This window comes from Acidovorax sp. GW823-FHT05D11 (genome assembly GCF_058795695.1).
On record NZ_CM179502.1, the window covers coordinates 3537360 to 3562232 of the forward strand.

The 24873-nt window shown below is 66.4% G+C and carries 21 protein-coding genes; 5 read left to right on the plus strand and 16 right to left on the minus strand.

Annotated features, from left to right (window positions below; genetic code table 11):
- The first annotated feature begins 71 nt into the window (after positions 1–71).
- Positions 72–3023, plus strand: coding sequence for a bifunctional diguanylate cyclase/phosphodiesterase (locus AC3RCE_RS16415; protein WP_492253491.1), 2952 nt, complete (start codon positions 72–74; stop codon positions 3021–3023).
- A 122-nt stretch (positions 3024–3145) separates the two neighbouring features.
- Positions 3146–5371 carry a bifunctional diguanylate cyclase/phosphodiesterase gene (locus AC3RCE_RS16420; RefSeq protein WP_218297671.1) on the plus strand — a complete coding sequence of 742 codons (2226 nt, stop codon included), beginning with the start codon at positions 3146–3148 and terminating at the stop codon, positions 5369–5371.
- Positions 5372–5604: 233 nt separating this feature from the next.
- Here the strand turns inward: AC3RCE_RS16420 and AC3RCE_RS16425 are convergent, their stop codons facing one another.
- From AC3RCE_RS16425 to AC3RCE_RS16450, 6 genes are all read right to left on the minus strand, one after another.
- On the minus strand, positions 5605–6642 hold the full coding sequence (locus AC3RCE_RS16425; protein WP_218341597.1) for an amino acid ABC transporter substrate-binding protein: 1038 nt from the start codon (positions 6640–6642) through the stop codon (positions 5605–5607).
- Between the two features lie 25 nt (positions 6643–6667).
- A complete protein-coding gene (locus tag AC3RCE_RS16430; RefSeq protein WP_218297673.1) occupies positions 6668–7231 on the minus strand; it encodes a GNAT family N-acetyltransferase in 564 nt (187 codons plus the stop codon).
- Positions 7232–7319: 88 nt separating this feature from the next.
- On the minus strand, positions 7320–8654 hold the full coding sequence (glmM, locus tag AC3RCE_RS16435) for a phosphoglucosamine mutase (RefSeq protein WP_218297674.1): 1335 nt from the start codon (positions 8652–8654) through the stop codon (positions 7320–7322).
- Between the two features lie 95 nt (positions 8655–8749).
- Positions 8750–9580, minus strand: a complete 831-nt coding sequence (gene folP / locus AC3RCE_RS16440) for a dihydropteroate synthase (protein ID WP_492245440.1) — start codon at positions 9578–9580, stop codon at positions 8750–8752.
- 116 nt (positions 9581–9696) lie between these two features.
- Complete coding sequence (gene ftsH / locus AC3RCE_RS16445; RefSeq protein ID WP_218297676.1) at positions 9697–11616, minus strand: ATP-dependent zinc metalloprotease FtsH; 1920 nt, start codon at positions 11614–11616, stop codon at positions 9697–9699.
- 175 nt (positions 11617–11791) lie between these two features.
- Positions 11792–12454, minus strand: a complete 663-nt coding sequence (locus tag AC3RCE_RS16450; RefSeq protein WP_218297677.1) for an RlmE family RNA methyltransferase — start codon at positions 12452–12454, stop codon at positions 11792–11794.
- Positions 12455–12561: 107 nt separating this feature from the next.
- Between AC3RCE_RS16450 and AC3RCE_RS16455 the strand changes: the two genes are divergently transcribed.
- Together AC3RCE_RS16455 and AC3RCE_RS16460 are read left to right on the plus strand one after the other, a co-directional pair.
- The gene (locus AC3RCE_RS16455; protein ID WP_218297678.1) at positions 12562–13035 is read left to right on the plus strand and encodes a YhbY family RNA-binding protein; all 474 of its coding nucleotides are present in this window, start codon (positions 12562–12564) and stop codon (positions 13033–13035) included.
- The gene (locus AC3RCE_RS16460; protein ID WP_492245438.1) at positions 13035–13823 is read left to right on the plus strand and encodes a glycosyltransferase; all 789 of its coding nucleotides are present in this window, start codon (positions 13035–13037) and stop codon (positions 13821–13823) included. The genes AC3RCE_RS16455 and AC3RCE_RS16460 overlap by 1 nt, the downstream gene beginning before the upstream one ends.
- An 82-nt stretch (positions 13824–13905) precedes the next feature.
- Here the strand turns inward: AC3RCE_RS16460 and AC3RCE_RS16465 are convergent, their stop codons facing one another.
- From AC3RCE_RS16465 to carA, 5 genes are all read right to left on the minus strand, one after another.
- On the minus strand, positions 13906–14352 hold the full coding sequence (locus tag AC3RCE_RS16465; RefSeq protein ID WP_218341594.1) for a DUF4149 domain-containing protein: 447 nt from the start codon (positions 14350–14352) through the stop codon (positions 13906–13908).
- A gap of 11 nt (positions 14353–14363) precedes the next feature.
- Positions 14364–14840 (minus strand): transcription elongation factor GreA, encoded by a 477-nt coding sequence (gene greA / locus AC3RCE_RS16470; RefSeq protein ID WP_218297680.1) that lies wholly within the window; start codon positions 14838–14840, stop codon positions 14364–14366.
- Between the two features lie 180 nt (positions 14841–15020).
- Entirely contained in the window at positions 15021–18266 is a 3246-nt protein-coding gene (gene carB / locus AC3RCE_RS16475; RefSeq protein ID WP_218297681.1) for a carbamoyl-phosphate synthase large subunit, read from the minus strand.
- Positions 18267–18276: 10 nt separating this feature from the next.
- Positions 18277–18699, minus strand: a complete 423-nt coding sequence (locus AC3RCE_RS16480; RefSeq protein WP_218297682.1) for a hypothetical protein — start codon at positions 18697–18699, stop codon at positions 18277–18279.
- A 20-nt stretch (positions 18700–18719) separates the two neighbouring features.
- Positions 18720–19892 (minus strand): glutamine-hydrolyzing carbamoyl-phosphate synthase small subunit, encoded by a 1173-nt coding sequence (gene carA, locus AC3RCE_RS16485; protein WP_492253492.1) that lies wholly within the window; start codon positions 19890–19892, stop codon positions 18720–18722.
- Between the two features lie 286 nt (positions 19893–20178).
- On the opposite strand from carA, the gene AC3RCE_RS16490 reads away from it, so the two are divergent.
- Positions 20179–20994, plus strand: a complete 816-nt coding sequence (locus AC3RCE_RS16490; RefSeq protein WP_492253493.1) for a hypothetical protein — start codon at positions 20179–20181, stop codon at positions 20992–20994.
- A 61-nt stretch (positions 20995–21055) separates the two neighbouring features.
- Here the strand turns inward: AC3RCE_RS16490 and AC3RCE_RS16495 are convergent, their stop codons facing one another.
- The 5 genes from AC3RCE_RS16495 to fabZ are packed head-to-tail and all read right to left on the minus strand — an operon-like array spanning position 21056 to position 24861.
- The gene (locus tag AC3RCE_RS16495) at positions 21056–21829 is read right to left on the minus strand and encodes a TrmH family RNA methyltransferase (protein ID WP_492253494.1); all 774 of its coding nucleotides are present in this window, start codon (positions 21827–21829) and stop codon (positions 21056–21058) included.
- Between the two features lie 17 nt (positions 21830–21846).
- The gene (gene rnhB, locus AC3RCE_RS16500; RefSeq protein ID WP_218297686.1) at positions 21847–22473 is read right to left on the minus strand and encodes a ribonuclease HII; all 627 of its coding nucleotides are present in this window, start codon (positions 22471–22473) and stop codon (positions 21847–21849) included.
- Positions 22439–23602: a lipid-A-disaccharide synthase gene (gene lpxB / locus AC3RCE_RS16505; RefSeq protein WP_492253495.1), complete on the minus strand. Its 1164-nt coding sequence runs from the start codon at positions 23600–23602 to the stop codon at positions 22439–22441. The genes rnhB and lpxB overlap by 35 nt, the downstream gene beginning before the upstream one ends.
- Before the next feature lie 9 nt (positions 23603–23611).
- The gene (gene lpxA, locus AC3RCE_RS16510; protein WP_492253496.1) at positions 23612–24400 is read right to left on the minus strand and encodes an acyl-ACP--UDP-N-acetylglucosamine O-acyltransferase; all 789 of its coding nucleotides are present in this window, start codon (positions 24398–24400) and stop codon (positions 23612–23614) included.
- A gap of 20 nt (positions 24401–24420) precedes the next feature.
- The gene (gene fabZ, locus AC3RCE_RS16515; RefSeq protein WP_010457855.1) at positions 24421–24861 is read right to left on the minus strand and encodes a 3-hydroxyacyl-ACP dehydratase FabZ; all 441 of its coding nucleotides are present in this window, start codon (positions 24859–24861) and stop codon (positions 24421–24423) included.
- Between the last annotated feature and the right edge of the window lie 12 nt (positions 24862–24873).

The following is a 24873-nucleotide window of genomic DNA, read 5'->3' on the forward strand; positions in this document are numbered from 1 at the left end:
ACAGCGGATCGCTGCGCAGAACCCCGCATCGACGCCAACGGGCCTGCATAATTGGTTCAGGAAACCGCACCGTGCACGCATCCGCCCCCACCCGCTCCCGAAGCCCTCTTGCGGGCTCGCTGATCGTGTTTGTTCTGGCGGCGGCCTGTGCCGGGGTGGTGGTGTGGGCCCTTGAGCGCCAGGAGCGCGCCCAGCACCGCACGCAGGTGACGGACATGGCGGGTGACCACGTCCAGGCGCTGCAACGCGCCATCGAGCTGGCCCTGTCGGCCAACAACACCCTGGTGGCGCTGGTGCGCCAGGGCCGGGGAGAGGTGACGCAGTTCGAGGAGATCGGCACGCAGATGCTGCCCTTCTACCCGGGCATCACGGCCATGGGCCTCTCTCCCGGGGGGGTGGTCAAACAGGTCGTGCCGCGCCAGGGCAACGAGAACTCCATCGGTTTCGACCAGCTCAACGACCCTCGGCAGGGCCCCGAATCCGCCAGGGCCCGGGAGTCGGGCCGGCTGACCCTGGCCGGCCCCATGGAGCTGGTGCAAGGCGGCCTGGGCGTGGTGGGGCGCCAGCCCGTCTACCTCGACGATGCCCAAGGGCACCGCGCCTTCTGGGGGTTCACCTACGTCACCATCCGCCTGCCCGAAGTGCTGGCCGCCGCGCGCCTGCCGCAGCTGACGCTGCGCGGCTACCACTACCGGCTGTGGCGCGTCCGGCCCGACACGGGCGAGGAACAGACCATTGCCGCATCCGACCCGCCCCCGGGCGCGGACGCGGTGGGCCGGTCGCTGACCCTGCCCAACGGGCAATGGACCCTGAGCCTGGTCCCCATCAAGGGCTGGGGCGACCCGGCCGTGCTGCTCATGCGCTGCGCGGTGGGCCTGCTGTTTGCCTTGATGATGACCTACCTGGCCCGGCTTCTTTTCGAGCTGAAGGCCCACGAACGCGGGCTGGCCTATCAGGTGGCCCAGCGCACCTCGGAAATCCAGGCTACCCAGCAGCAGCTGCACGCCACCATCGACGCCATCCCGGACCCTCTCTTCGAACTCGACCAGGACGGGTTCTATTGCAGCGTGCACAGCCAGCGCGCCGAATTGCTCATGGGCCCCGCCGAAACGCTGGTGGGACGCAACGTGACCGAGGTGCTGCCAGCGCTGGCGGCCCTGTCGGTGCTGGACGTGCTGAGCGATGCCCAGGCGCAGGGCTGGTCCTCCGGGCGGCAGATCATGCTCGACCTGCCCGGGGTGGGCACCACGTGGTTTGAGCTGTCCGCCGCGCGCAAGGCCACGTCCGCGGGCGCGAAGCCACGGTTCATCCTGCTGTCGCGCGACATCACGGAGCGCAAGCGGTCCCAGGAGCAACTGCAGCTGACCGCCCAGGTGTTCGACCAGAGCAGCGAAGCCATCGTGATCGCCGACGCGGCCCATACGATCGTGCGCATCAACCGGGCTTTCACGCGGATCACGGGCTACACGGAAGCCGAGGCCGTGGGGCAGTCCGTGCGCCTGCTCACGGTCGCCCGGCCGGCAGACAACGCCAGCGCCGACGCCGTGTACGCACGGCTGTCCCAGGACGGCCACTGGGAGGGCGAGGCCTGCGGCCGCCGCAAGGACGGGTCCACCTACCCCCAGTGGCTGTCGGTCAGCAGCGTGCGCGATGGCAATGGCGTCGCCACGCACTCCATCACGCTGTTTCGCGACATCACGCAGCAGCGCGAGGCCCAGGACCGCATCCAGCGCCTGGCGCATTTCGACCCGCTCACGAACCTTCCCAACCGCGCGCTGCTGGCCGAGCGCGCGCAGCACCTCATTGCCAACGAGCAGGCGCGAGGCGGCACCCTGGCCATGCTGTTCCTGGACCTGGACCACTTCAAGAACGTCAACGATTCACTGGGCCACCGCATTGGAGACATCCTGCTCGTGGCGGTGGCGCAGCGCCTTCAGTCCCTGCTGCGGCCTCAGGACACCGTCTCGCGCCTGGGGGGCGATGAATTTCTGCTGCTGCTGCCCGCCACCTCGGCACCCTCCGCGGCCGACATGGCAACCCGGCTACTCGCGGCCATCGCCCAGCCGTTTCAGGTGGACCCGTACGAACTCACCACCACCTTGTCGGTGGGCATCGCGATGTATCCCGCCGATGGCGACTCGTTCGACACGCTGTACCAGCGGGCCGATGCCGCCATGTACCGTGCCAAGCAGAACGGACGCAACCGGTACGGCTTCTTCACCGCCGACCTCGAGGCGCGCACGGCGCGCGCCCTGCTGATCGAGAACGCCCTGCGCCGCGCGCTGGAGCGCAACCAGTTCGAACTGCACTACCAGCCCCAGGTCTCGCTCACCGCGCGCCAGGTGGTGGGGGCCGAGGCACTGCTGCGCTGGCGCCATCCCGAGCTGGGCATGGTGTCGCCGGCCGAGTTCATTCCGGTGGCCGAAAGCAGCGGCATGATCGTGGCGATCGGGGAATGGGTGATCCACACCGCGGTGAAGGACGCCAAACGCTGGCTGGATCTGCAGCTGCCCTTGCGGGCGGTGTCCGTGAACGTCTCCGCCGTCCAGTTCAGGCATCCCCAGCTGCCCGAGATGGTCACGCGCTGCCTGGAACAGGCAGGCCTGCCCGCGCGCCGGCTGGAGCTGGAGCTGACCGAGGGCGCCGCGGTGGACGACCCCGCCGCCGCGCTCGCCATGATGGACCAGCTTCACGACCGCGGCGTGCGCCTGTCCATGGACGACTTCGGCACCGGATATTCCTCGTTGAGCTACCTCAAGCGGTTCCAGATCTACAAGCTCAAGATCGACCAGTCGTTCGTGCGCGATCTGGAAGACGATGCCAATGACCGGGCCATCGTGAGCGCCATCATCCGCATGGCGCAGGCCCTGGGCATGCAGACCACGGCGGAGGGGGTGGAAACCGACGGCCAGGTCGAGTTCCTGCAGGCCCAGGGCTGCGACGAGGGCCAGGGGTTCTACTTCAGCCGCCCCCTGCCCGCGCCGGAGTTCGAGGCGTACCTACGCGCTCAGCGGGACCACTGAAGCCGCCCCGACCCTGCACGGGAAAGGGCCGGACGCCCCGCCGAAAGGCTTGTAAGGGAGCGCTGCTACACTTTGGTACAAATTACCAAGGCCGCCTGGCCCTCCCGCCCGTACCGGTTTCCATGTCTGCGCCGTACAGCTCTCCAGAATTGCAGCGTCCTGGAGTTGCCACCGACACCCCCCTGCAACGCGCGCTGCGCGAACAGCAAACCCTGCTCGACAGTGCGGGCGTGGGCATTGTTTTCCTGCGCCAGCGCAGCGTGGTGCGCTGCAACCAGCGGTACGCCGAGATCTTCGGCTACGCCAGCGCCGAAGGGCTGGTGGGCCTCAACACCGAGGCGTTCTACCCTTCGCGCGATGCCTTTCGCGATCTGGGCCGCACCGCCTACCCGGTGCTCGCCCAGGGCCAGGCCTTCCGCGTGGAGCGCCAATTGCGCCGGCGCGACGGCTCCTTGTTCTGGGGCAGCCTGACGGGGCGGCTCATCAATCCGCACGACACGACCGAAGGCTCCATCTGGATCCTGGACGATATCGACGAGCAACGGCGCGCGCAGGCCGCGCTGGGCGCCGCGGTCCGCGAAAAACAGCTGCTGTTCGACAGCGCCATGGTGGGCATCGTGTTCCTGCGCGACCGGCGCCTGACCCGGTGCAACCACCACTTCGAGCAGATGCTGGGCTACCAGCCGGGGGAACTGGCGGGCAGCCCGTCGCGCCGCTGGTATGCCAGCGACGCCGCGTGGGAAGAAGTCGGCCGCCGGTGCTATCCGCAGCTGGCCGCCGGCCATTCGTACGAAGGCGAGCTGGAACTGTGCCGCAAGGACGGCACCCCCGTGATCTGCGAGGTGCGCAGCAAATCCATAGATCCCGCCGATCCATCGCAGGGCTCCATCTGGATCACCATGGACATCACGGAGCGAAAGCAGGCACAGGCCGTCCTGGCCAGCACGCACGAGGACCTGGAACGGCAGGTGCAGGACCGCACCCGCGAACTGCGCGAGACCGTAGACAACCTGCACCGCGAGATCAACGACCGCAAGGCCGACCAGGAGCGCATCTACTGGCTCGCCCACTATGATGCCCTCACGGGCCTGCCCAACCGAGCCCTGCTGTCCGAGCGCGCGCAGCAGGCCATCCGCGTGGCCCAGGAGGGCAACACGCCCCTGGCCCTGATCTTCCTGGACCTGGATCACTTCAAGCACGTGAACGACTCGCTGGGCCACCGGGTGGGCGATGCGCTGCTGGTGGAGATCGCCAAGCGGCTGCGCGCCGTGGTGCGCGACAAGGACACGGTGTCGCGCCTGGGTGGCGACGAGTTCATCCTGCTGCTGCCCGGCGCCAATGCGCACGGCGCGGCCCGCGTGGCCGGCAAGCTGCAGGAGGCCTCGCGCCAGCACTACCAGATCGACCACCATGAACTGACCATGGCCCCGTCCATGGGCATCGCGCTGTTCCCCCAGGACGGCAAGGACTTCGACACCCTGACGCAGTCGGCCGACGTGGCCATGTACCGCGCCAAGCTCGACGGGCGCAACACATTCAAGTTCTTCACCCCGGAAATGCAGGCGCAGTCGGTGCGCGCGCTGCAGCTCGAAAACGCCCTGCGCCGGGCGCTGGAGCGCAACCAGTTCCACTTGCACTACCAGCCGCAGATGAGCCTGACCACCGGGGCCGTGCGCAGCGTGGAAGCCCTGCTGCGCTGGCAGCACCCGCAGCTCGGTGGGGTGTCGCCCGCCGAATTCATTCCCATTGCAGAAGACAGCGGGCAGATCCTGCAGATCGGCGAATGGGTGCTGCGCACCGCGCTCTCGCAGCTCAAGACCTGGCGGGCCTGCGGGTTCCCGGGCCTGACGATGGCCGTGAACCTCTCGGCCATCCAGTTCCGCCAGCCCCAGCTGCCCGAACTGGTAAGCCGCATGCTGGCCGAATTCGACCTGCCGCCGGATTGCCTGGAGCTGGAGCTGACCGAAGGCGTGGCCGTGGACGACCCGCATGCCGCGGTGGCCACCATGGACCAGCTGCACGCGCGCGGCGTGCGCATGTCGATGGATGACTTCGGCACCGGCTATTCATCGCTGAGCCAGCTCAAGCGATTTCAGATCTTCAAGCTCAAGATCGACCAGTCGTTCGTGCGCGACCTGGGCAACGACAACAACGACCGCGCCATCGTGAGCGCCATCATCCGCATGGCGCAGGCGCTGGGCATGCGCACCACGGCCGAAGGCGTGGAGACCGAAGGCCAGCTGACCTTCCTGCGCGAGCAGGGGTGCGACGAGGCGCAGGGCTACCACTTCAGCATGCCGCTGTCGGCACCGGAGCTGGAAGCCTTCATGCGGCGGCAGCTGCATTGAGCCGGCCGGCAGCACGATCGTGCCGCGGCCCGGACCCGCCGGACCGGCTCTCACAGACCCGCCCGGGCAACAGGCCTCCACACGGGGAAATTTTGAATAAAATCAGCCCCTGACGCTTTATGGACAAGCGCGAGCAGCTATAAATATAATAGCAAATGCACTGTATTGCATTGCACTGCCGCGATGCCCGAGCTGTCGTCCGCACCGCGCGCGCAGATCCCTCCAGGCAACGCTCAGCGGATCGGAAAGGCGTACATCAGGCCCTGCCTGTTCCACAGGTTGTTGAGGCCGCGCGGCAGCGCCAGCGCCGACTTCTGCCCGACGTTGCGCTCAAAGATCTCGCCATAGTTGCCGGTGGTCCTGACGGCGCGCAGCAGCCAGTCGCGATCCAGGCCGAGCAGCTTTCCGGTGTCTTCAGAGGTCCCCAGCATGCGCTGCACCGCCGGGTGGCTGCTGCTGGTTTTCAGCTGGTCCGCGTTGGCCTGTGTCACGCCCTGCTCTTCGGCTTCGATGAGGCCGTAGATCACCCACTTGACCACCGCGAACCACTCGTCGTCCCCCCGCCGCACCATGGGGCCCAGAGGCTCCTTGGAGATGAGCTCGGGCAGGATGGTGTGCGTTGCCGCGCCTTGCGAAACGCCGCTGCGCAGGGATGCCAGGCCCGAGGCATCGGTGGTGAACGCGGAGCAGCGCCCCGACAGGTAGGCCGACGTTGCCGCGTCCACCTTCTCGAACATCACGGGCTTGATGTCGAGGTCGTGGGCACGGGAATAGTCGGCCAGGTTCTTTTCCGTCGTGGTGCCTGACTGCACGCACACGGTCTGCCCCTTGAGCTGGCGGAGGTTCTTGATCTTGCTCCTGGCCGGCACGATGAAGCCCTGGCCGTCGTAGTAGGTCACGGCCGTCTGGTGCAGGCCCAGCGATGCGTCGCGCGCCAGCGAGAATGTGGTGTTGCGCGAAAGCACGTCCACCTCGCCGGATTGCAGCGCGGTGAAGCGCTGCGGCACGTCCAGCGGCACGTACTTGACCTTCTGGCCGTCGCCCAGCACCGCGGCCGCAAGCGCCCGGCAGATGTCGACGTCCAGGCCCGACCACCGGCCACTGGAGTCCGCGATCGCAAACCCGGCCAGCCCGGTGTTGACGCCGCACACCACTTGTCCGCGCGCCCGGATGCCGTCAAGCGTCTTGCCCGCATGGGCAGCGGGCGCCGCGAGCAACGCCGCCAATGCGGTGGCGCCCACCGCGGCGATCTGGCCCAGAGATGTCTTCATACGGTCTTGTCTCCCGGAAAATGATTCAGAGTACCGCGGGTGGCACAGGCCCTGCCCCGTCCAGCATCTTCTGCAGAAACTGCGCCTGTCCCATGCTGGGGTCCAGCGTGTAGGCGGCGAAGCCTTCCCGTTCGTACGCGCGCAGGGCGCTGCGGTTGCCCGAAAGCACTTCCAGCGTGAGCTTGCAGGCACCCCGCTCGCGCGCCAGCGCCTCCACCGACTGCAGCATGCGCTGGGCAATGCGGTGGCCGCGCCAACCGGGGGCCACCACCACGTCATGCACGTTGACCAGGGGCCGGCAGGCAAAGGTCGAAAAACCCTCCAGGCAATTGACCAGCCCCACGGGCACCTCGCCGTGCGGCGCCGCGGCGTCGGCCGCCCATGCGATCACGCTGAAAGCCTGGGGCCTGCGCCGCAAGGCTTCGGGCAGGCCGCGCAGGACCTCGGCGCTGAGCGGCGCGCCTCCCCCCGCCACGTCCTTCGCATAGCTGTCGAGCAGTTCGACCAACGCCCGGGCTTGGCGGGCATCGCCATAGTCCACGCGCCGGACGGTGATGGGAGTGAGAGCATCGGTGGTGGTGGAAGGCATCAGCAACGGTTCCAGGCTGGCGGCAAAGACAGCAGCGTAGCCGATCGCACGGCGCGCCCCACAGTGGCGATGGCGCGCGGCGTCACCATCAGCCGGCACGGGCCGCGTCGGCCAGCTTCTGCGCACACGCGCTGGCCTGCTGCGCATCGCGCGCCTCGACCATCACGCGCAGCAGCGGTTCGGTGCCGCTCGCGCGGATCAGCACCCGGCCCGTGGCGCCCAGCTCCTGCTCCACGGCGCGGGTGGTCTCCTCCAGGCGGCGGTTGGACTTCCAGTCCTGCCCGGGCGCCAGGCGCACATTGAGCAGCACCTGGGGGTAGAGCGTGATGTCCGCCAGCAGTTGCGCCAGCGTGCGCCCGCTGCGCACGCTGGCCTGCAGCACCTGCAGCGCGCTCACCAGGCCGTCGCCGGTGGTGTGGCGGTCCAGCGCGAGCAGGTGGCCCGACCCCTCGCCGCCCAGCACCCACTGGTGCCGCGCCAGCTCTTCGAGCACATAGCGGTCGCCCACCTTGGCGCGCACAAACTTCACGCCCCGTGCCTGCAGCGCCACCTCCACCGCCATGTTGGTCATCAGGGTGCCGACGACGCCGGGCACATGCTCGTCACGGCCCATGCGGTCCGACGCCATGAGGTACAGAAGCTCGTCGCCGTTGTACAGCCGCCCGGTGGCATCCACGATCTGCAGCCGGTCGGCATCGCCATCAAGCGCGATGCCATAGTCGGCGCGGTTGGCGCGCACGGCGCGCACGAGCGCGTCAGGGTGGGTGGCGCCCACCTCGTGGTTGATGTTGAGGCCATCGGGCGAGCAGCCAATCGACAGCACCTCGGCACCGAGTTCGTGAAAGACCTTGGGCGCCACCTGGTACGCCGCGCCATGGGCCGCGTCCACCACGATCTTGAGGCCCTTGAGGGTCAGGTCCTGCGGGAACGTGCTCTTGCAGAACTCGATGTAGCGGCCCGCGGCGTCATCGAGCCGGCGCGCCTTGCCCAGGCTGGCCGAGTCGGCCCACACCGGGGGCTCTGCCAGGGCGGCTTCGACCGCCTGCTCCCAGGCGTCGGGCAATTTGGTGCCCTGGGCGCTGAAGAACTTGATGCCGTTGTCGGGGTAAGGGTTGTGGCTGGCACTGATGACAACCCCCAGGCTCGCGCGCTGGGCACGGGTCAGGTACGCGACACCCGGGGTCGGCAAGGGGCCCAGCAGCACCACGTCCACGCCGGCGGAATTGAAACCCGACTCCAGCGCACTCTCCAGCATGTAGCCTGAAATGCGGGTGTCCTTGCCGATCAGCACCGTGGGCCGGTCTTCGGCCCTGCGCAGCACGCGCCCGACGGCATGGGCCAGGCGCAAGACGAAATCCGGGGTGATCGGAGGTTGCCCGACGGTGCCACGGATACCGTCGGTTCCAAAGTATTGGCGCGTCATGTTCTGGTGTCTCCTCGTGTGAATCTCTCGTTGTTTATTAATATGTGGATGCCGGCCGCCCGGCATGCTGCCCTCGCCCCTTGCAGCGCCCGGCCTCAACGCTCTCGCTGCATGGCGCTCCACACCGCCAGCGCCGACACGGTTTCTCGCACATCGTGCACGCGCACCACGGAAGCCCCGCGCTCCACGGCCAGCACGGCCGCGGCCACGCTCGGAACCATGCGCTGCTCCACCGCCAGCCCCGTCGCGGCCCCCAGGGACGACTTGCGCGACCAGCCCGCCAGGAGGGGGTAGCCCGCGCGCAACAATGCAGGCTGATGGGCCAGCAGCGCAAAATTCTGCTCCGGCGTCTTGCCGAATCCAATGCCAGGGTCCAGCACGATCCGGGTATTCTTGACCCCCAGCGCTTGCAGATCAAGCGCTGACTGCTGCAAGAACAATAGCACCTGCCGGACCACATCCCCCTGCATGGGGGCCGCTTGCATGGTCTGGGGGTCACGGTGCATGTGCATCAGGCACACGCCGCACTGCGGGTGCGATGCCACAACCTGCGCCGCGCCTGGCTGGCGCAGCGCCCAGATGTCGTTGACGATGTCGGCGCCAAGGTCCAGCACCGCCCGCATGACCTCGGGCTTGTAGGTATCGACGGAGACCGGGGCGCCCAGGGACACCGCGTCCCGCACCAGGGGCACCACGCGCGCGAGTTCTTCGTCCAGGGGCACCGCGGGGCTGCCGGGCCGCGTGGACTCCCCCCCGATATCCAGAATGTGCGCCCCGTCCTTGAGCAGCTGCTCACAATGCCGCAGGGCCCCCGCCGTGGAGCCATGGCGTCCGCCATCGGAAAACGAATCCGGCGTGGCGTTGACGATCCCCATGACGCGGGGCTCGGAAAGATCGATGGAAAAGCGGGAGGTCTGCCAGAGCATGGTCCGTGGGGAAAAGAGATAGGGGTGCCGCCGCGAGGATCAGCAAGGGGACCAAACAGACCATGAAAAACGGGGCACAAGGCCCCGTTGGAACGGCTGGAACTGCAACAGGCTCCTCAGGCTGCCGAAGGCGCGGTGTCCGTTGCCACGGCGGGCGTGCCGCCGCTGGAATTGTCGCCGCCCGAGGGAGGCGTGCGGGGCGTCCAGTCCTTCGGAGGACGAGGCTCCTTGCCTGCCATTATGTCGTCCAATTGCTCGGTATCGATGGTCTCCCATTCGAGCAGGGCCTTGGCCATGGCGTGCATCTTGTCGCTGTTCTCCTCGATCAGGCGGCGGGCGAGGTTGTACTGCTCGTCGATGATGCGGCGCACTTCCATGTCGACCTTTTCCATGGTCTGCTCGCTCATGGTCGTGGTCTTGGTGACCGAGCGGCCCAGGAACACCTCGCCTTCGTTTTCCGCATAGACCATGGGGCCCAGCGCATCCGTCATGCCGTAGCGGGTAACCATGTCGCGGGCGATGTGCGTGGCGCGCTCGAAGTCGTTGCTGGCGCCGGTGGTCATCTGGTTCATGAACACTTCCTCGGCGATGCGGCCGCCGAACAGCATGCTGATCTGGTTGAGCATGTATTCGCGGTCATAGCTGTAGCGGTCCTGTGCGGGCAGGCTCATCGTCACGCCCAGGGCACGGCCACGGGGAATGATGGTGACCTTGTGCACCGGGTCGCACTTGGGCAGCAGCTTGCCGATGAGCGCGTGGCCGGACTCGTGGTAGGCCGTGTTGCGGCGCTCTTCCTCGGGCATGACCATGCTTTTGCGCTCGGGGCCCATGAGGATCTTGTCCTTGGCCTTCTCGAAGTCCTGCATCTCCACCGTGCGCGCATTGCGGCGGGCGGCCATCAGGGCGGCTTCGTTGCACAGGTTCGCCAGGTCGGCACCGCTCATACCGGGCGTGCCGCGCGCGATGATGCCGGGGGCCACGTCCTGGCCGATCGGGATCTTGCGCATGTGCACGTTCAGGATCTGCTCGCGGCCCCGGATGTCGGGCAGCGTCACGTAGACCTGACGGTCGAAGCGGCCGGGGCGCAGCAGGGCGGCGTCCAGGATGTCGGGGCGGTTGGTGGCAGCCACCACGATCACGCCCAGGTTGGTCTCGAAGCCGTCCATCTCGACCAGCATCTGGTTCAGGGTCTGCTCGCGCTCGTCGTTGCCACCACCGAGGCCGGCACCGCGCTGGCGGCCCACGGCGTCGATTTCATCGATGAAGATGATGCAGGGGGCGTTCTTCTTGGCGTTGTCGAACATGTCGCGCACACGGGCCGCGCCCACGCCGACGAACATTTCCACGAAATCGGAGCCCGAGATGCTGAAGAACGGCACCTTGGCTTCGCCCGCGATGGACTTGGCCAGCAGGGTCTTGCCGGTGCCCGGAGGGCCCACCAGCAGCAGGCCGCGCGGAATGCGGCCGCCCAGCTTCTGGAACTTCTGTGGGTCTTTCAGGAAGTCCACGACTTCCTTGACTTCTTCCTTGGCTTCGTCGCAACCGGCCACGTCCGCGAACGTGACCTGGTTGTTGTTCTCGTCGAGCATGCGCGCCTTGCTCTTGCCGAAGCTGAAGGCGCCGCCCTTGCCGCCGCCCTGCATCTGGCGCATGAAGTACACCCACACGCCAATCAGCAGCAGCATGGGGCCCCAGCTGACCAGCAGGGTCATGAGCAGGGAGCCTTCTTCGCGGGGCTTGACGTCGAACTTGACGTTGTTGTTGATGAGATCGCCCACGAGGCCGCGGTCCAGATAGGTCGCGGTGGTGCGGATCTTGCGGTCGTCGTTGGTGACGGCCACGATCTCGGTGCCGCCCTGGCCTTCCTGGATGGTTGCGCTCTTGATGCGGTTGCTGCGGACTTCCTCGAGGAATTCCGAGTAGCCGACGTGGCCTGCGCTGGCGCCGGCACGGGTGTCAAACTGTTTGAACACCGTGAACAGCACCATGGCGATAACCAGCCACACGGCAATTTTTGAAAACCACTGATTGTTCAAGCGGGGCTCCAGTTGCAGGGAACAGAAAACGGACACACTGCCGTCATGGCACGCATGTGCGGCCCATTTTAGGTCTTTCAAGCCACCCAGCCATCCCTATTCCCCCTAGCCGCCATGGAAACAGCACGGGCTTTACGGGCGAATTTCACGGATTCATGACCTGGGGCAAGACCTTTCAGGCGGCCTTTTTGAGGCCCATTCCCACCAGGAAGGTCTCCGAAGATTTGTCGCGCGACGCCTTGGGCTTCAAGGGCTTGACCACCTTGAAGGTCTGCTTGAACAGCGTCACCAGATCGCTGTACCCGCCGCCGTGGAAGAGCTTGACCACCAGCGCACCGTCCGGTTTCAAATGGTTGCAAGCGAAATCCACCGCCAGCTCCACCAGGTGGGCGATGCGGGCCGCATCGGCCGATCCGATGCCCGAAAGATTGGGCGCCATGTCCGACACCACGACATCCACCGCGCGGCCGCCGAGCGCCTGCTCCAGGCGCTCGAGCACCTGCGCCTCGCGAAAATCGCCATTGAGGTAGGTCACCCCCTCGATGGGCTCCATGGGCAGGATGTCCAAGGCGATGATGGTGCCATTGAGCTGCCCCGCAGCCGCACCCGAGGGCGACATGCGCCTGCGCAGGTACTGGCTCCATGCGCCGGGCGTGGAGCCCAGGTCCACCACCGTGTAGCCGGGCTTGATGAGGCCCAGCTGCTCGTCGATCTCCTTGAGCTTGTAGGCCGCGCGCGCGCGGTATCCCTCTTTCTGGGCCAATTTGACATAGGTGTCGTTGACGTGGTCGTTCAACCATGCCTTGTTGACCTTCTTGCTCTGGGTTTTGACTTTCATACGGCTCCATTGTCTCTCGACAATCGGCACAGCCGATTGGACACAAGGCCCATTTCGCGCGGCGACGCGAAGGCACCCCGCGGCGGGCCGCAGACATAATACGGCCCATGCCCCAAATTCAACTGACTCCCGCCGAGCGCCGGGAACAACGCGCCAATGCCCACCACCTGGACCCCGTCGTCCTGATTGGCGGCGATGGCCTGACCCCCGCCGTCAAGAAGGAGATCGACGCCGCCCTGAATGCCCACGGGCTGATCAAGGTGCGTGTTTTCAATGACGACCGCGCGGCCCGCGAGCTGATGTACCAGCAGATCACGGCAGACCTCAACGCCGCCCCCATCCAGCACATCGGCAAGCTGCTGGTGCTCTGGCGCCCTCAGCCCGTCAAGGAGCGCGTGGTCGATGAAGACCGGATGCCGGGCCCGCGCGACGTCAAGGTGCTGAAGTTCAGCAAGCGCGGCGGCCAGCGTCCCGAAATCAAGCAGCTGCGCGTGCTGGGCAACCAGCGCCTGACCTCGGGCGGCCAGATCAAGCGCGCCAAACCCAAGCAAAAGTCGATCAAGAAGCGCCAGGCAGACTGATGATCCCCCCCGCAGTCTCTGCAGTACCTGCAGCTTCTGCAGCGCCTGCCGGCAGGGCCGCCCACGCGCGCCACATCCTCTGCATGAAGTGGGGCACGAAATACGGCCCCGAATATGTCAATCGGCTGTACGCGATGGTTCGGCGGCACCTGCGTGGTGACTTCCGCTTCGTCTGCCTGACCGACGACAGCGCCGGCATCCGCAGCGAAGTGCAGTGCTTGCCCATCCCCGCGCTCGATCTGCCACCCGGCATTCCCGAGCGGGGCTGGACCAAGCTGGCCACCTTCAGCCAGGACCTGCACGGGCTCCGCGGCACGGCCCTGTTCCTGGATGTGGACGTGGTCATCACCGGCAGCCTGGACGATTTTTTCACCCAGCCGGGCGAATTCCTGATCATCCATGACTACAAGCGCCCCTGGCGCGTCACGGGCAATTCATCGGTCTACCGGTTCGAACTGGGGGCGCACCCTGACGTGCTGGCACACTTTCGCGCCCACTTCGCAGAAATCCGCGCGCAGTTCCGCAACGAACAGGCCTACCTGTCGGACTTTCTGCACCGGCAGGGCAAGCTGCAGTACTGGCCCGCAGCGTGGTGCCCGAGCTTCAAGTACCACGGCATACCGCCATGGCCCACCAACTACTGGCGCGCGCCGTTCGTGCCGCCCGGTGCGCGCATCGTGATCTTTCACGGGGAGTGCAATCCACCGGACGCGCTGGCGGGACGGCGCAACCGCCGCTTTCGCTACATTCGCCCCGCCAGCTGGGTGGCGGAACACTGGCACGAGTAGGCGGCGTCGGCGCTGGCGCTGGCGCTGGCGCTGGCGCTGGCGCTGGCGCTGGCGCTGGCCGAGCCGCCGCGGTGTATGCGCTTCAGGCTCCGGCGGAGCCGCCCCCGGCGGGCGCCTGAGGGTCGTGGCGAAGCGTTTGCCACAGCACGGCCAACGCACAGCACCATTGCAGCGCGTACATCACTGTTCCCACGCTGTGCCACACGCGCAGATCCTGCCGCGCCACGATGCGCGGTGCCACGCCAAACTGCGTGAGCAGTGCCAGCAGCATGCCGCCCAGTATGAAAACCATAGCAGCTTGCGCCCATGGGTGCTGCGCTACAGCCTGCCTGGGCCTGGAGACCAGCAGCAGCACCAGGCAGCAGGCCACCGCCACCCAGGTCTGTGCCGCAAACAGCCTGGCCGCCATGTTGCCCGCCACCGTCGGCGACGGGAGGTGGGCAAACAGCATGGGCACGACCAGAAAGCCGATGGTGGTCAGGCTTCCCCACCACAGGGCGGCCACCAGGGCAGGAAGGCGATGGAGCATGCCGCGCCTGTTCACTGGTAGCTGACCGCCACCACCTCATAGCGGCGAACGCCGCCGGGCGCCAGCACTTCGGCGGTATCGCCCTCTTCCTTGCCGATGAGCGCACGGGCGATGGGGCTGGAGATATTGATCAGGCCCTGCTTCAGGTCGGCCTCGTCCTCGCCCACGATCTGGTACTTCACGGTGTCGCCAGACTCTTCATCCTCCAGCTCGACCGTGGCGCCAAAGACCACCTTGCCGCCGCCGTCGACGGCGCTGGGATCGATGACCTGCGCGACCGAGAGCTTGCCCTCGATCTCCTGGATGCGGCCCTCGATGAAGCCCTGGCGGTCCTTGGCGGCGTCGTAGTCGGCGTTTTCGCTGAGGTCCCCCTGCGCGCGCGCTTCGGCGATCGCCGTGATCACCGCGGGCCGTTCCACGGTCTTGAGGCGGTGCAACTCTTCCTTGAGCTTTTCAGCGCCGCGCTTGGTAATCGGAATGGTGGCCATTCTGTCGAGTCTCCATAAGTCAAAACGGTGAAAGCGCCAAGGCACTTCCACCGGTCAGTCACCACGTCACGCCCGGGCTGTGCCGGACTTCGTGAATGGCAAGTCTACAAAAGGAAACCGCCGCACGTTGCCGCGCGGCGGTGTCTGGTCAGGCGAAGATTATGCCGCTTTTGCCGGGGCTCAGGCCACCAGCTGGGCGTGCAGCTCCTGCACCGAGTACACGTCGAGCTTGTCCAGGTACTTCATGCCCTCCACGGCTGCCTCGGCGCCAAAGATGGTCGTGAAGGTGGTCACGCGGGCCAGCAGCGACGAGGTGCGAATCGCGCGCGAGTCTGCAATCGCGTTGCGGCGCTCTTCCACCGTGTTGATGACCATGACAATCTCATTGTTCTTGATCATGTCCACGATGTGCGGACGGCCTTCCGTGACCTTGTTGACCACCACCACCGGGACGCCCGCCTCGGCGATGGCCGCAGCGGTGCCCTTGGTCGCCACCAGGTCAAAGCCCAGCGCCACCAGCTGGCGGGCAATGTCCACCGCACGGGGCTTGTCGTTGTTCTTCACGGTGAGGAATACCTTGCCCGACGTCGGCAGCTTGGTGCCCGCGCCCAGCTGGCTCTTCACGAACGCTTCCCCAAAGGTCTTGCCCACACCCATCACCTCGCCGGTGGACTTCATCTCGGGGCCGAGGATGGTGTCCACGCCGGGGAACTTGACGAACGGGAACACGGCCTCCTTCACGCTGAAGTAGGGCGGCGTCACCTCCTTGGTGATGCCCTGCGAGGCCAGCGTCTGGCCGGCCATGCAGCGCGCGGCCACCTTGGCCAGCTGGATGCCCGTGGCCTTGGAGACGAACGGCACGGTGCGCGAGGCGCGGGGGTTCACTTCCAGCACGTAGATCACGTCCTTGCCGTCCACTTCCTGGATGGCGAACTGCACGTTCATCAGGCCCACCACGTTCAGGCCTTCGGCCATGGCCGCGGACTGGCGCTTGAGTTCATCGACCGTGGCCTGCTTGAGGTAGTACGGCGGCAGCGAACAGGCGGAGTCGCCCGAGTGCACACCGGCTTGTTCGATGTGCTCCATCACGCCACCGATGAAGGTCTTGCCCTCGGGGTCGCGCAGGCAGTCCACGTCGCACTCGATGGCATCGTTCAGGAAGCGGTCCAGCAGCACGGGCGAGTCGTTGCTCACCTTCACGGCCTCGCGCATGTAGCGCTCCAGGTCGCGCTGCTCGTGCACGATTTCCATCGCACGGCCGCCAAGCACATAGCTGGGGCGCACCACCAGCGGGTAGCCCAGGGCGGCGGCCTTTTCCAGCGCCTCGGCCTCGGTGCGGGCCGTGGCATTGGGGGGCTGGCGCAGCCCCAGGTCGTGCAGCAGCTTCTGGAAGCGCTCACGGTCCTCGGCGGCATCGATCATGTCGGGGCTGGTGCCGATGATCGGCACGCCCTCGGCTTCGAGGCCCAGCGCCAGCTTGAGCGGCGTCTGGCCGCCGTACTGCACGATCACGCCAGTGGGCTTTTCCTTGTCCACGATTTCGAGCACGTCTTCGAGCGTGAGGGGCTCGAAGTACAGGCGGTCCGAGGTGTCGTAGTCCGTGGACACGGTTTCGGGGTTGCAGTTGACCATGATGGTCTCGTAGCCGTCCTCGCGCATGGCCAGCGCGGCGTGCACGCAGCAGTAGTCGAACTCGATGCCCTGGCCGATGCGGTTGGGGCCGCCCCCGAGCACCATGATCTTCTTGTTGTTGGTCGGCTCGGCCTCGCACTCGTCCTCGTAGGTCGAGTACATGTAGGCGGTGTTGGTCGCGAATTCGGCGGCGCAGGTGTCCACGCGCTTGTACACCGGGCGCACGTTCAGCGCGCGGCGGGCTTCGCGCACGGCTTTTTCCGTCGTCTTGAGCAGCTTGGCCAGGCGGCGGTCCGAGAAGCCCTTCTTCTTGAGCGAGCGCAGCGTGCCGGCATCCAGGCTGGCCAGTGCCGCATCGCCCTTGTCCACGGCCAGCTGGTCCAGCTCCAGTTCGATCTTCACGATCTCTTCGATCTGCACCAGGAACCACTTGTCGATCTTGGTGAGGTCGTACACCTCGTCCACGGAGAGGCCCATGGCGAACGCATCGCCCACGTACCAGATGCGCTCGGGGCCGGGCTCGCCCAGCTCCTTTTCGAGCACCTCACGGTCCTGGGTCTTCTCGTTCATGCCGTCCACGCCCACTTCCAGGCCGCGCAGGGCCTTCTGGAAGGATTCCTGGAAGGTGCGGCCCATGGCCATGACCTCGCCCACCGACTTCATCTGCGTGGTCAGGCGGCTGTCGGCCGTGGGGAACTTCTCGAACGCGAAACGCGGGATCTTGGTGACCACGTAGTCGATGGAGGGCTCGAACGACGCGGGCGTGGCGCCGCCGGTGATCTCGTTCTTGAGCTCGTCGAGCGTGTAGCCCACGGCCAGCTTGGCGGCGACCTTGGCGATCGGGAAGCCCGTGGCCTTGGACGCGAGGGCCGACGAACGCGACACGCGGGGGTTCATCTCGATGACAATCATGCGGCCGTCCTTCGGGTTCACCGAGAACTGCACGTTGGAGCCGCCCGTGTCCACGCCGATCTCGCGCAGCACCGCCAGGCTGGCGTTGCGCATGATCTGGTATTCCTTGTCGGTCAGCGTCTGCGCGGGGGCCACGGTGATGGAGTCGCCCGTGTGCACGCCCATGGGGTCGAGGTTCTCGATGGAGCAGATGATGATGCAGTTGTCCGCCTTGTCGCGGACCACTTCCATCTCGTACTCCTTCCAGCCGAGCAGCGACTCCTCGATCAGCAGCTCGTTGGTGGGCGAGGCTTCCAGGCCGCGCTTGCAGATGGTCTCGAACTCTTCGGGGTTGTAGGCAATGCCGCCGCCCGTGCCGCCGAGCGTGAAGCTGGGGCGGATCACGGTGGGGAAGCCCACGCTCTTCTGGACGGCCCAGGCTTCGTCCATGCTGTGGGCGATCCCTGACCGCGCGGAGCCCAGACCGATCTTGGTCATGGCATCCTTGAACTTCAGGCGGTCCTCGGCCTTGTCGATGGCTTCGGGCGTGGCGCCGATCAGCTCGACCTTGTACTTGTCGAGCACGCCGTTGTGCCACAGGTCCAGCGCGCAGTTGAGCGCGGTCTGGCCGCCCATGGTGGGCAGGATGGCGTCGGGGCGCTCCTTGGCGATGATCTTCTCGACCGTCTGCCAGGTGATGGGCTCGATGTAGGTCACGTCGGCCGTGGCCGGGTCGGTCATGATCGTCGCGGGGTTGCTGTTGATCAGGATGACCTTGTAGCCTTCCTCGCGCAGGGCCTTGCAGGCCTGCACGCCGGAGTAGTCGAACTCGCAGGCCTGGCCGATGATGATCGGGCCGGCGCCGATGATGAGAATGCTTTTGATGTCTGTGCGTTTTGGCATGGTGCGTCGATCAGTCGATCGTGGGTTCGGCTGCCTGGGGGCTGGGGGTCGGGGCAGAGGCTGCTGCGTCCGATGGCGGGCGCCGCTCGGTCAACTTGGCAAGCAGCGCCTGGGCCCGTTCGGGAGGAAGGTTCTTCTGCATCAGCTGCAGCAGGCCGTCGCCCTGGATCAGCGGGCGCAGGACCTCTTCTTCCGCGTCATAAAACGTCACTTCCCATTCCTGCAGCAGCTCTGCGAAGGCGGCATCGTCCAGGGTCTTGCCCTTGGCCACCAGCGTGACGAGGGGCATGGCCTTGTTCTCGACGAACGCCTTCTTGTAGGGCTTTTGCGCCCAGCGTTCCGTGAACCACTCGCGGTGGGGCGATGGCAGGGTCAGGACACGCTTGTGGATCGCCTTTTCCAGCGATGCGAGGGGAAAGCTGAACAGTTTCATGGCGCTATTCCTTCCCGGGTTCAACCGGCTTTCGCCGCGCGCATGGCATCGGTGAATCGGTCGAAAAGGTAGGCGATGTCGTGCGGCCCGGGGGAAGCCTCAGGGTGGCCCTGGAAGCAGAATGCCGGCTTGTCCTTGTGGACCAGCCCTTGCAGCGTGCCGTCGAACAGGCTGATGTGCGTGGCGCGCAGGTTGGCAGGCAGCGATTCCATGTCCACCGCGAAACCGTGGTTCTGGCTCGTGATGCTCACGCGGCCGGTGTCCAGGTCCTTCACGGGGTGATTGGCCCCGTGGTGGCTGTGGGTCATCTTGAATGTCTTGGCGCCGGCGGCCAGGGCCATGATCTGATGACCCAGGCAGATGCCGAACGTGGGCACGCCGCTGTCCACGATGGTGCGGGTGGCGGCAATGGCGTAATCGCAGGGCTCCGGATCGCCGGGGCCGTTGGACAGGAACACTCCATCGGGCTTGAGTGCCAGCACATCGGCGGCGGGCGTCTTGGCAGGCACCACGATGACCTTGCAGCCACGCTCGGCCAGCATGCGCAGGATGTTCTTCTTCACGCCGAAGTCGTACGCCACCACATGGAACTGCGGCGCCGCGAGTTCGCCGTAGCCCGAGCCCAGCTTCCACTCGGTCTGCGTCCACTCGTAGCGCGACGCCGTGGTCACCACCTGGGCCAGGTCCAGCCCGGCCATGTTGGGGGCGGCCTTGGCCTTGGCGATGGCTTCGTCGATGAGCGCCTGCGTGACCGGCTGCCCGGCTGCCAGTCCGATGATGGCGCCGTTTTGCGCACCCTTGCTGCGCAGCAGGCGCGTGAGCTTGCGGGTATCGATGTTGGCGATGGCCACGGTGTTCTCGCGCACGAGGTACTGCGAGAGCGTTTCCGTGGAACGGAAGTTGCTGGCCAGCAGGGGCAGGTCCTTGATGATCAGGCCCGCGGCATGGACCTTGTCGGCTTCGATGTCCTCCACGTTGACGCCGTAGTTGCCGATGTGCGGATACGTCAACGTGACGATCTGCTGGCAGTAGCTGGGGTCGGTGAGGATTTCCTGGTAGCCGGTGATCGCGGTGTTGAACACCACTTCGCCGACGGTGGTGCCGGTGGCACCAATCGAATTGCCGATAAAGACCGTGCCGTCTGCGAGCGCCAGGATGGCGGGCGGGAAATTTCCCTGTAGAGACAAAAGCACTGGGTTCTCCGGATGGTTACGGTCGCCCGGCGCCTGCAGGCCACTCGTGCACGCAAAGGTACGCAAGTGCCGGTGGCTGCTCTCAGATGGGTTGTTGCTTTGGGTGCGGTCGGGCGACGCTGTTGCGAGAAAAGCTCCCGATTATACCCATCGCGGCGCATTCACTCACAAATGCATGCCTTGCATAACCTTGTTACGTAAGCAAGTGTTCCAGGCATTTCAGGTGACAACGGTCCGCCTAGACTTCGGCCGACGCCTCCCCCCACTCCCACAGAGAACCCTCCCGATGCGCACTTTTCTCCGCCCTCTTGCCCTTTCCCTGGCCGGCCTGTGCGCCGCCGTGGCCGCCCAGGCCCTGGAACTGGCCAGGTACCCCCAGGTCTTCGTGGCCCCCCAGGGGGTGGAAGTGGTGCTGGCGCCCAGCGCGGATGGCAAACAGGCCCTGGTGCGCGTGAGCGGCATCAACGATCCCATTGACCAGGTCGTGTTCCTGAGCCAGCTGGAGCAACAGGGCTCCGCGCGGGAGGTCTATGCCACCCGGCTCGATGGCCGCAGTTACGGCCTGCTGCAAAAGCAGAGCCACGCCTATCGCCACGGCGAGCAGTATGTGGTGTACCTGCCCGGCAAACGCGATGGCCTGCCGCTGTCCTTCAGCGAGGAAAAGAGCAAGGCCTTCAAGCTGGCGGACCTGCAGGCGAGCTACCAGAGCCAGCAAAAGCAGGGCGTGCAGGAAAAGCTGGCCCGCTTTGACCGCAGCAAGCGCCTCGCGGGGGCGCAGGCCGAGCTGGCCAGGGCCGACCAGGAAGCCGCCGCGGCCTGCGGCACGCCGGTGAAGACCACGGTCGACTGGAGCACGATCGATGACGAGAAGCTGCAGACCTTGAGCATCGGCAGCTTCTGCGGCGTGGTGGCCTCGGAGCTGGACTCCATGTGCCGCAACACGCCCGCCTTCAAGAGCACGGCGTCCGGGCTGGGCCAGGTGCAGTGCAGGTTCGCGCCACAGCTCAAGATCCGCGTGGAAAACCAGCAGGTGCTGTTCAGCACCGAGAAGGATGCGCCCAACCAGGGCGATTTCGTGCGCCAGTTCCTGCGCAACCTCTAGAAAAACGGGAGAAGACGGGCTTCCGCGGCCCCCCCCCGGAGCCGGCTGCGAAGGGAGGTGTTCAGCGCCCGGCGCCGCTCGCATGCAGGCAGATCGCCGCCGCCGCCGCGACGTTCAGCGACTCCTCGCCGCCGGGCTGCGCGATGCGGATGCGCATCGCAGCCCGCTCCTCCAGCACGGCGGAGACGCCCTGCCCTTCATGGCCCATGACCCATGCGCAGGGCCAGGGCAGCGCGGCCCGGTGCAGCCAGTCCCCGGCGTGCGAACTGGTCACCAGCATGGGCACCTTCAGGGACTGGAGTTCGCCGTGCTCCACGCCTTCGATCAGGTCCAGCGCGAAATGCGCGCCCATGCCGGCGCGCAGCACCTTGGGGGACCACAGGGCGGCGCTGCCCTTGACGGCGACCACCTGACGGAATCCGAATGCCGACGCGCTGCGCAGGATGGAACCCACATTGCCGGCGTCCTGCACCCGGTCCAGCACGACGGTGGCGGCGTCCGTGCGCAATGCGGCGGCTGCGGGCAGATCGATGATGAAGCCCATGCGGGCAGGCGACTCCAGACCGCTGATGTCGGCAAACAGGGCATCGGCGAGCACTATGGTTTTCATAGCTGCCTGCGCCCATTCCACTTGCGCCTGAGGCCAAAAAGACTCGGAAAATACCGCGATCGATGCCCGCTGGCCCCGTTCCAGGGCGGCGCGGCAGAGGTGGTCACCCTCCAGCCACACCCTGCCCTGCTTGCGGTAGGCGGTGGTGTCCTGCGCGAGCCGGCGCAGTTCCTTCACGAAGGTGTTGTCCCGCGAATGGATCGCGGTGATGGACGGAGAGGTCATGGGGCGAGCAGGTTCCGTCAGGCAAGCAGGCTCTGCGCCACGGGCGCAAAGGAACGCCGGTGATGGACGCAGGCCCCGTGCTCGCGCAAGGCGGCCATGTGCACCGCGGTGCCATAGCCCTTGTGGCCGGCAAACCCGTACTGCGGAAACTCTTCATGCACCTGCACGCACCAGCGGTCGCGGTGCACCTTGGCCAGGATGGAGGCGGCCGAGATGGCCGGCACGAGCGCATCGCCCTTGACGATGGCCTCGGCCTGGATGCCCAGCGTGGGCAGGCGGTTGCCATCGACCAGCACCATGACGGGTTTCAGGCGCAGCCCCATCACGGCCCGCCGCATGGCCAGCAGCGTGGCCTGCAGGATGTTGAGCTGGTCGATCTCTTCCACGCTGGCCTCGGCAATGCTGCAGCACAGCGCCTTGGCACGGATTTCGTCGTAGAGTTTCTCGCGCCGGGCAGGCGTGAGCTTCTTGGAGTCAGCAAGGCCGGCGATCGGATTGAGGTCATCCAGGATGACCGCGGCCGCCACCACGGGCCCCGCCAGCGGGCCGCGGCCCGCCTCGTCCACGCCGGACACAAGACCCGGCGGGTGCCATGGCAGGCAGGCCTGTTCAGGCAGCTGGGTGAAGGATTTTCTGGATCGCATCGGCAGCCAGTTGGGGGGTATTGCGTTGCAGGCTTTCGTGCAGCGCCGTAAAGCGCTGCTCCAGGGCCGTGATTTTCTCAGGATTGTGCTGGCGCGCATCCAGCCATTGCAGCGTTGCCGCGCAGAGCGCCTGGGGTGTCGCAGCATCCTGGATCAGCTCGGGGACCACGAATTCTCCGCAAAGGATATTGGGCAGTCCCACCCAGGGCTGCAGCTGCTTGCGGCGCATGAGCCACCAGCTCAACGGGTGCATGTGGTAGCCGATGACCATGGGACGCTTGAACAGCGCCGCCTCCAGCGTCGCGGTGCCGCTGGCGATCAGCGTGGCGTCGCAGGCGGCCAGCACGGCATGGGACTGGCCGGACACGATCTGCACCGCCCCACCCAGACCCGCGGCCTGTGCCGCCTGCACGATGCGCTCCCGCAGCGCCGGCACGGCAGGAACTATCAATTTAATAGCTGGACGCGCTTTCAGGACAAGCGCTGCAGCCTCAAAGAAAGGCTGCGTGATGTAGGCGATCTCCGAGGAGCGGCTGCCCGGCAGAATGGCCAGCACCTCGTCGGCATCCTGCAGGCCGAGCTGGGCGCGGGCGGCGGCGCGGTCCGGCACCATGGGAATCACGCCGGCAAGCGGGTGGCCCACGTAGGTCGCCGCAATGCCGTGCCGCGCCAACAGCTCGGGCTCGAACGGAAAGATGCACAGCACGTGGTCGGCGCTGCGGCGTATCTTCTCGACACGGTCCGCGCGCCAGGCCCAGATCGACGGGCACACGAAGTGCACGGTCTTGACGCCCGCGGCACGCAGGTCGGCCTCCAGCTTCAGGTTGAAGTCAGGCGCATCCACGCCGATGAACACGTCCGGACGCTCCTTGAGCAGCCGCTCACGCAGTTGCTTGCGAATGCCCAGCAGCTCGCGCAGGCGGCGCAGCACCTCCATGCTGTACCCATGCACGGCGAGCTTCTCGCTGGGCCACCAGGCGGCAAAACCCCGGCGCTGCATCTGCGGGCCACCAATGCCGCAGGACTGCAGGCCCGGCCAATGGGCCTGCATGCCGTCGATCAGCAGGCCGGCAAGCAGGTCGCCGGAGGTCTCGCCCGCCACCATGGCGACGCGGGGGGAAGCCTTCATCATTGCCCCTCAGCGCGCGATGCCGCGCGTGGAGGTATCCAGGAAACCCAGCATCATGGCGATGTCGGGCGCAGCCTCCGGATGGGCGGCTGGCAACTCGGCCACGCCTGCGCGTGCGGCCTCCAGTGTCAGCCCCTGGCGATAGAGCAGGCGGTGCATCTGCTTGATGCCCGCCACACGCTCTGCCGAGAAGCCCCGGCGGCGCAGCCCGACGATGTTGAGGCCGCGCAGCGCCAGCGGATTGCCGTCGGCCAGCATGAAGGGGGGCACATCCTGCGACACGGCGCTGGCAAAGCCGACCATGGCATGGGCACCGATCGAGACGAACTGGTGAATGCCGGTGAGCCCGCCGATGGTGACCCAGTCGCCAAGGTGCACATGGCCTGCCAGCGTGGTGTTGTTGGAGAGCGTGGTGTGGTTGTCAACGCGGCAGTCGTGCGCGATGTGGGTGTACGCCATGATCCAGTTGTCGCTGCCCACGCGCGTGATGCCGCCGGCTCCCGGCACACCGAGGTTGAAGGTGCAGAACTCGCGGATCACGTTGCGGTCGCCGATGACGAGTTCGGTCGGCTCGCCCGCGTACTTCTTGTCCTGCGGCACGGCACCCAGCGATGCGAACTGGAAAATGCGGTTGTCGGCCCCGATCGTGGTGCGCCCTTCGATCACGCAGTGCGGCCCCACCGTGGTTCCCGCCCCGATCACCACGTCGGGACCAATCACCGCGTAGGGGCCCACCGTGACCGTGGGATCCAGACTGGCGCCTTGCGCGACTATGGCCGTGGGATGAATATTGCTCACGATCTGCAAGTCTGAGCGGATCAACCCACGCTGCGCATGGTGCACATGAGTTCGGCCTCGCAGGCCACTTCCTCGCCCACGCTGGCCACGCCCTTGAACTTCCAGATGCCGCCGCGCACGCGGTCGATCGTGATGGAGAGAATCAGCTGATCGCCCGGCTCCACCGGCCGCTTGAAGCGCGCGCCATCGATGCCGACGAAGTAGTAGATGTTGTTTTCATCAGGCACCTTGCCCATCGCGTCGAACGCCAGCAGGCCGGCGGCCTGCGCCAGGGCCTCGAGGATCAACACACCCGGCATCACCGGGCGCCCTGGAAAGTGCCCCATGAAATAAGGCTCGTTGAACGTCACGTTCTTGATCGCCTTGATGCGGGTGTTGCTCTCAAGCTCGATCACTTTGTCCACCAGCAGGAACGGGTAGCGGTGGGGCAGTTGCTTGAGAATTGCGTGGATATCCATCATCGAGTTGTTCTT

Excerpts from the sequence above, each read along its gene's own strand:
- AC3RCE_RS16420 (WP_218297671.1), top strand. The coding sequence starts at position 3,146 with ATGTCTGCGCCGTACAGCTCTCCAGAATTGCAGCGTCCTGGAGTTGCC.
- AC3RCE_RS16425 (WP_218341597.1), bottom strand. The coding sequence starts at position 6,642 with ATGAAGACATCTCTGGGCCAGATCGCCGCGGTGGGCGCCACCGCATTG.
- AC3RCE_RS16430 (WP_218297673.1), bottom strand. The coding sequence starts at position 7,231 with ATGCCTTCCACCACCACCGATGCTCTCACTCCCATCACCGTCCGGCGC.
- glmM (WP_218297674.1), bottom strand. The coding sequence starts at position 8,654 with ATGACGCGCCAATACTTTGGAACCGACGGTATCCGTGGCACCGTCGGG.
- folP (WP_492245440.1), bottom strand. The coding sequence starts at position 9,580 with ATGCTCTGGCAGACCTCCCGCTTTTCCATCGATCTTTCCGAGCCCCGC.
- AC3RCE_RS16450 (WP_218297677.1), bottom strand. The coding sequence starts at position 12,454 with ATGAAAGTCAAAACCCAGAGCAAGAAGGTCAACAAGGCATGGTTGAAC.
- AC3RCE_RS16455 (WP_218297678.1), top strand. The coding sequence starts at position 12,562 with ATGCCCCAAATTCAACTGACTCCCGCCGAGCGCCGGGAACAACGCGCC.
- AC3RCE_RS16460 (WP_492245438.1), top strand. The coding sequence starts at position 13,035 with ATGATCCCCCCCGCAGTCTCTGCAGTACCTGCAGCTTCTGCAGCGCCT.
- AC3RCE_RS16465 (WP_218341594.1), bottom strand. The coding sequence starts at position 14,352 with ATGCTCCATCGCCTTCCTGCCCTGGTGGCCGCCCTGTGGTGGGGAAGC.
- greA (WP_218297680.1), bottom strand. The coding sequence starts at position 14,840 with ATGGCCACCATTCCGATTACCAAGCGCGGCGCTGAAAAGCTCAAGGAA.
- carB (WP_218297681.1), bottom strand. The coding sequence starts at position 18,266 with ATGCCAAAACGCACAGACATCAAAAGCATTCTCATCATCGGCGCCGGC.
- AC3RCE_RS16480 (WP_218297682.1), bottom strand. The coding sequence starts at position 18,699 with ATGAAACTGTTCAGCTTTCCCCTCGCATCGCTGGAAAAGGCGATCCAC.
- AC3RCE_RS16490 (WP_492253493.1), top strand. The coding sequence starts at position 20,179 with ATGCGCACTTTTCTCCGCCCTCTTGCCCTTTCCCTGGCCGGCCTGTGC.
- AC3RCE_RS16495 (WP_492253494.1), bottom strand. The coding sequence starts at position 21,829 with ATGACCTCTCCGTCCATCACCGCGATCCATTCGCGGGACAACACCTTC.
- rnhB (WP_218297686.1), bottom strand. The coding sequence starts at position 22,473 with ATGCGATCCAGAAAATCCTTCACCCAGCTGCCTGAACAGGCCTGCCTG.
- lpxB (WP_492253495.1), bottom strand. The coding sequence starts at position 23,602 with ATGAAGGCTTCCCCCCGCGTCGCCATGGTGGCGGGCGAGACCTCCGGC.
- fabZ (WP_010457855.1), bottom strand. The coding sequence starts at position 24,861 with ATGATGGATATCCACGCAATTCTCAAGCAACTGCCCCACCGCTACCCG.